The organism is Proteus genomosp. 4 str. ATCC 51469 (assembly GCF_003144375.1).
Classification (GTDB): Bacteria; Pseudomonadota; Gammaproteobacteria; order Enterobacterales; family Enterobacteriaceae; genus Proteus.
In genome coordinates, this window is the sequence record NZ_PENV01000004.1 from 277,513 (window position 1) to 283,858 (window position 6,346).

A 6,346-nucleotide genomic window follows, 5' to 3' on the forward strand; every position below is an offset into this window, starting at 1 on the left:
CCATCTGTTAATCAGATGGTTTTTTTATATTCATTAAAAATAGATAGGATCATTAATGACACTTAGACTAAAATTAATCTTCGTCAGAGATTATTTATCATTAAGGAAGAATTATGTGGAACATTCACCCAACAAGAGGCCATTATAAATTATTAGCTCAATACTTATCGCCGCTTGATGCTTCAATTGAAGCAGGACTTCTCCAATCTGAAGGCATTGATGCTATTCTTTTAGATGAAAATATTGTTTGGAACAATCAGGTTTATGCTCAAGCAACCGGAGGTGTAAAACTGCTCGTTAATGATAAAGAATTTGAACAAGCACAAACCATACTAAATGAGCTTTACCAAGGTAAATATAATATTAACGATAAACTAGAACCGATTGATTGTGAATTAGAGACAACGGTAAAAAATAATAAAACAGATTATTTGAACATAGGTTTTGTTTTCTTAATTTACTTTGTGTTAGGTTTACCTCTTCCGTTAAAGTCACAACCTTCTTCATTGCTAGATAAAAAAGAAAATAACAAAGATCATAGTGAATAAAAAAAGCATCGATAAATAATAAAATCGATGCCTTTTTTATATTTGGCTCATAATCAATATTTAAACAATACTATTAATTATCCATCCAACTTAAATATGTTATTTCTTTTCAGCTTCTTTAACTTGATTCGCATAGCGCTGTGCTAATACAGCACAAACCATTAATTGGATCTGATGAAATATCATTAATGGTAATAACATTACCCCCACCGTTGCCGCAGGAAATAACACGTTAGCCATTGGTACACCATTTGCTAAGCTCTTTTTGGAGCCACAAAAAACAATGGTGATTTCATCCGCTTTATTAAAACCAAGCAACCTTGCACTGTATACATTCACAAAAATGACAATTGCTAGCAAGATACAACTCACTATCGCAATCGTTAATAGTGACCAACCATCTATTTTATGCCAAATTCCTTCAACCACCGCTTCACTAAATGCCACATAGACCACCAGCAGAATAGACGAGCGATCTGTTCTATTGACTAATTTTTTATGGTTATCAACCCAACGACCAATTAAAGGGCGAGATAAATGACCAATAATAAAAGGCACCATTAATTGCAGTAAAATCGACTGAATTGCTCCAGCAGTATCAAAATCATCTGCTGAGCCTTGCGTTTGCATTAAAAAACCCACCAGCACCGGTGAAAGAAAAACACCTAGAATACTCGATGCTGATGCACTACAAATAGCTGCGGCGACATTTCCCCCTGCCACAGAAGTAAAAGCAATGGCGGATTGAACGGTTGCAGGAAGAGCACAAAGGTATAAAAAACCCATATAGACTGTCGGTGACATCCATTCAGGCACAATCACTTGTAATCCTAGCCCCAAAATAGGGAAAAGAATAAAAGTGCTAGCAAATACGGTTAAATGTAATCGCCAATGCCCAAGCCCTGCCAGTATTGCCTCTCTAGAGAGCTTTGCACCATGCAAGAAGAAAAGTAGCGCAATAGCGCCTGTTGTTAGATATTGAAACAGGACTTTAATATCCCCTTGTGCGGGTAGTAGCGTTGCTAGGGTTACCACACAAATCATTATCATGAGAAAAGGATCAAGTTTTAATTTTTGCCACCAAGACATTAGATTTAGCGCTCCCTTTAGCTTATAGCGTAATAGTTTGTTTTAAACGATTTGAAATTTCGCCCGCTTCAATCAAACGCATAATGGCAGTTGCTTGTATTGGCGTAACGGGGTTTTCTTCACCCAATGTAATTGCACGATAAATTTGTTGATAATACGCGGGATAATTACCAGGGAGTGTAGCAAGCGTGGTTGTTTCTAACTCACCGGATGCTGATAATGTTGTTAATTCACCATCTTTATTATCCATTCCCCAATTATAGGTTTGATTAGGAAGATAACCGGCTTTTAAGGCATCTTCTTGAGTATCTAAACCATATTTAACATAACTGCCTTTTGTTCCATGAATAGCAAAAATAGGTGTCGGAGATGCGACTAGCATAGAAGCATGAAGAATAACTCTAAGATTGTCATATTCTAATAATGCATGAAAATAATCGGCATTTTTTGCATTAGGACGTAATTGAGCAATATCTGCCGTAATTGCTTTAGGCTCACCAAATAGGCAAACGGCTTGATCAAGAACATGGGGCGCTAAATCATACCAAAGTCCGCCACCAATTCCGGCATCTTCTCGCCAACGTTGACGCACGGTTGGGCGAAAGCGATCAAAATGAGCTTCATAGGCACTAATCTCACCAAGTGTTTTATCCGCTAAAAGTTTTTTAACCGTTAAGAAACCCGAATCCCAACGACGATTATGAAAAACAGAAAGTAGCTTACCGGCATTTGTTGCTTGTTGAGATAATTTTTCTGCTTCTTCCAGTGTTAGTGTAAACGGTTTATCAATAACAACATGTTTACCTTTTTCCAAAGCCTGTGAAGCTAACGAATAGTGAGTATTATTCGGTGTAGGGATAATGATTAAGTCTATTGAAGGGTCATTAATAAGTGCTTGAGGATCTGCATAAACCGTGATGTGAGGAAAATCTTGTTTGACTTTATTTTCATCAGAGCTTGAAATTGCACTAAGATTTAAGCCTTCGGTAGTTGTAATTAAGGGAGCATGAAAGGTTTTACTTGCATAGCCATACCCGATAATCCCAACATTGAGTTTATTTGCCATAACCCTATCCTATTTTTATCTGCTTTTTTATTAATAAAAATCACTTTCACTTTTGTAGCTAAATAAATAATAACAAAGTTTGTGATAATATCTCGTTTAGTTCTATACACACGAGTAGGAATAATTAATTAATGAAATTTGATCTCAAAGCAAACACGCAGAATAACCTTTCAGGAAAGGCGCCTATAACTGGATGGCTACTTGCGCCATTGGCTTATATGATCTTATCAATTATTGGCTCAGGCTTGATGTCTGTTCTCTACGTTCTTAAATATTTTGCGGATTTTTCGATCCTCCACCAGCTTCCTTTTCATTTAATATCAAGTTGGTATCTCTCTGCGTTAACCACTTGGGTGATGTTTGGTTTTACGGTATATCTACTACGCCAGTTTTTTTATCGCGCTAAAAACTTTCCACGTTTATTTATTTTATGGTTACTTATCAACTTACTATTAGCGATCAAAAGCTTTGGCTTTGCGCCTGTAGATGACCAAACAGCGTTAAAATCTCTTCTATGGTCGGTCTTCTCGACTGTCTGCTTTGTGCCTTATATCAAGTACTCTAAACGTGTTCGTGAAACTTTCACACAAGTTCGATAACTTCGTATCTTCACCCTTGATATTATATACGCTTGTTTAGCCTCTTTATTTCAGGAGGCTTTTTGTTTCTCTGTTTAACAATTTTGGCATAACAATGACTGATTACTTGCTTCTATTCGTCGGCACCGTATTGGTGAATAACTTTGTACTCGTCAAATTCCTAGGTTTATGCCCATTTATGGGTGTATCAAAAAAATTAGAAACCGCGATCGGTATGGGATTTGCGACGACCTTTGTTATGACTCTCGCCTCTATTAGTTCATGGCTGATGGATAACTTTATTTTAGTTCCTTTGGACTTACTTTATTTACGCACACTGAGCTTTATTTTAGTTATTGCAGTAGTTGTACAATTCACTGAAATGGTTGTAAGAAAAACAAGCCCGACACTCTATCGTTTGTTGGGGATCTTCTTACCTTTAATTACCACAAACTGTGCTGTCTTAGGCGTTGCGTTATTAAATATCAATCAAGCACACACGTTTATGCAGTCGGCTGTTTATGGTTTTGGTGCAGCAGTAGGTTTTTCTCTTGTGATGGTATTATTTGCCGCCATTAGAGAAAGGTTAGCAGTGGCAAATGTCCCTGCGCCATTTAAAGGTGCATCAATTGGTTTAATTACCGCAGGTTTAATGTCTCTCGCCTTTATGGGTTTTAGTGGTTTGGTGAAACTGTAATGAATTCTTTATGGATAGCAATTGGCGTACTTGGTGCGCTAGGTCTTATCTTTGGGCTAATTTTGGGCTATTCCGCGCGTCGTTTTAAAGTGGAAGAAGATCCTATTGTTGAAAAAATAGATGCTATTTTGCCACAGAGTCAATGTGGGCAATGTGGACATCCTGGTTGTCGCCCTTATGCCGACGCGGTTGCAAACAATGGTGAGATGATTAACCGTTGTGCGCCGGGTGGCGAACAAGTGATGTTAAAAATCGCAGAACTAATGGGTGTTGAACCTCAACCGCTTGATGGTGACGAAGAAGCATTAAATCCCGTTAGAAAAGTCGCCTTAATTGATGAAGATAATTGCATAGGATGTACTAAGTGTATTCAAGCTTGCCCTGTTGATGCCATTGTAGGTGCAACACGCGCAATGCATACAGTTATTGAAGACTTATGTACTGGATGTGACTTATGCGTTCCTCCTTGCCCTACTGACTGTATTACCTTAGTGCCAGTCAAAGTAACAACCTCAAATTGGAAATGGGATTTAAATACCATCCCTGTTAAAAATATTCCAGCAGAGCCTGAAGAAACACCTGAAGATGAACCGTCATTAAAGACGGAGGATAACGCTCATGTTTAATCTCTTTTCGTTATTTAAAAAAGATAAAATCTGGGATTTTAAAGGCGGTATTCATCCTCCTGAAATGAAATTACAGTCAAGTCGCACACCAATGCGTATAGCACAATTGCCTGATGAAGTAATTGTCCCTATTCATCAACACTTAGGTGTACCTGGTCAACTTTGTGTTAGCGTGGGTGAACATGTTTTAAAAGGCCAACCTTTGACTAAAGGTGTTGGCAGAACACTCCCTGTTCATGCGTCTATTTCTGGTACTGTCACTGCTATAGAGCCTTTTCCAAGTGCTCACCCTTCTGGATTACCTGAAATTGCCGTAAGAATTCAATCTGACGGTAAAGATGAATGGCGTGAACAGTTCCCTCTCACTGATTACCAATCGCAAAGCAAAGAGACTTTACTCGCTCGTATCCATGAAGCGGGTATTGCTGGATTAGGGGGCGCCGGATTCCCGACTGCTTCAAAATTAAAAGGCGGTGGTGATTTAGTTAAAACACTGATTGTCAATGCAGCAGAATGTGAACCTTATATCACAGCGGATGATCGCTTAATGCAAGAGCATGCTGACGAAGTGATTGCTGGTTGTCAGGTATTAATTCACCTTCTCTGTCCTGATGAAGTATTAATTGGTATTGAAGATAATAAACCTGAAGCTATTGAAGCATTGAAATTGGCATTAAATGCCGTCCCTGATGAGAAACGAATTTTTATTCGTGTCATTCCCACAAAATATCCCTCTGGCGGTGCTAAACAACTGACCAAGATCTTAACTGGTAAAGAAGTGCCATCAGGTGGTCGTTCATCTGATATTGGTGTTTTGATGCAAAACGTGGGTACTGTTGTTGCTATCAAACGTGCCATTATTGATGATGAGCCTTTAATTGAACGTGTTGTCACGGTTACTGGTAATGGTGCCAAAACACCAGGTAACTTCTGGGCACGTTTAGGTACCCCTATTTATTCATTGCTAAAACAAGCAGGATTTGTTGCAGGCTCTGAACAAATGGTGATTATGGGGGGGCCATTGATGGGCTTTACCTTACCTGACTTAAATGCCCCTGTTGTTAAGATAACCAACTGCCTACTTATCCCTTCAGTTGAAGAAATGGATACAGATAACCTTGAAGAGGCGTGTATTCGTTGTGGTCATTGTGTGGATGCTTGCCCTAGTGGTTTATTACCTCAACAACTTTACTGGTTTAGTAAAGGTAAAGAGCATGAGAAGGCACAACAACATAACTTATTTGATTGTATTGAATGTGGCGCTTGTGCGTTTGTTTGCCCAAGTAATATCCCACTGGTTCAATACTATCGCCAAGAAAAGGCCGAAATACGTGAAATTGATGCAGAAGCCAAACGAGCAGCTGAAGCTAAAGCGCGTTTTGAAGCCAAAAAATTACGCATGGAGCGTGAAAAACTTGAGCGTGAAGCAAGGCATCAACGTGCGGCGGTTAAACTTGATGATAATGAACATAATGAAGTTCAATCTGCGCTCTCTCGTGTAAAAGAAAAACAGAGTATCGGTAAAATTATTTCTGTGAAAGCAGGTGAAGAGCCAGATAACGCAGCTGCTATCGCCGCACGTAGAAAGCGTAAAGAAGAAGTCAGAGCAAAACAAGCAGCCAAATTAGCACAGCAAAAAGCATTAGAAGCCTCAAATGATAATACAGTAAGTGACAACGAAGATGCTGATCCACGCAAAGCTGCTGTTGCTGCCGCACTGGCTCGTGTGAAAGCCAAAAAAG

At 39.0% G+C, this 6,346-nt stretch carries 7 protein-coding genes; 5 read left to right on the top strand and 2 right to left on the bottom strand.

Features of this window, described 5'->3' with window-relative positions; all coding sequences use genetic code 11:
• Positions 1-113: 113 nt before the first annotated feature.
• A complete protein-coding gene (locus DK866_RS06975; RefSeq protein WP_109408306.1) occupies positions 114-548 on the top strand; it encodes a putative signal transducing protein in 435 nt (144 codons plus the stop codon).
• Positions 549-647: 99 nt separating this feature from the next.
• Here the strand turns inward: DK866_RS06975 and DK866_RS06980 are convergent, their stop codons facing one another.
• Both DK866_RS06980 and DK866_RS06985 read right to left on the bottom strand, forming a co-directional pair.
• A complete protein-coding gene (locus tag DK866_RS06980; protein ID WP_109408307.1) occupies positions 648-1,637 on the bottom strand; it encodes a bile acid:sodium symporter family protein in 990 nt (329 codons plus the stop codon).
• A gap of 22 nt (positions 1,638-1,659) precedes the next feature.
• The gene (locus DK866_RS06985) at positions 1,660-2,703 is read right to left on the bottom strand and encodes an oxidoreductase (RefSeq protein WP_109408308.1); all 1,044 of its coding nucleotides are present in this window, start codon (positions 2,701-2,703) and stop codon (positions 1,660-1,662) included.
• A 131-nt stretch (positions 2,704-2,834) separates the two neighbouring features.
• On the opposite strand from DK866_RS06985, the gene DK866_RS06990 reads away from it, so the two are divergent.
• The 4 genes from DK866_RS06990 to rsxC all read left to right on the top strand — a co-directional run.
• A complete protein-coding gene (locus tag DK866_RS06990; RefSeq protein WP_109408309.1) occupies positions 2,835-3,302 on the top strand; it encodes a DUF2569 domain-containing protein in 468 nt (155 codons plus the stop codon).
• Between the two features lie 94 nt (positions 3,303-3,396).
• Complete coding sequence (gene rsxA, locus DK866_RS06995; protein WP_006536930.1) at positions 3,397-3,978, top strand: electron transport complex subunit RsxA; 582 nt, start codon at positions 3,397-3,399, stop codon at positions 3,976-3,978.
• Positions 3,978-4,604 (top strand): electron transport complex subunit RsxB, encoded by a 627-nt coding sequence (rsxB, locus tag DK866_RS07000; RefSeq protein WP_036937055.1) that lies wholly within the window; start codon positions 3,978-3,980, stop codon positions 4,602-4,604. The genes rsxA and rsxB overlap by 1 nt, the downstream gene beginning before the upstream one ends.
• Positions 4,597-6,346 (top strand): electron transport complex subunit RsxC (rsxC, locus tag DK866_RS07005; RefSeq protein WP_109408310.1); only part of this gene is annotated, 1,750 nt, incomplete at its 3' end. The genes rsxB and rsxC, both read left to right, overlap by 8 nt.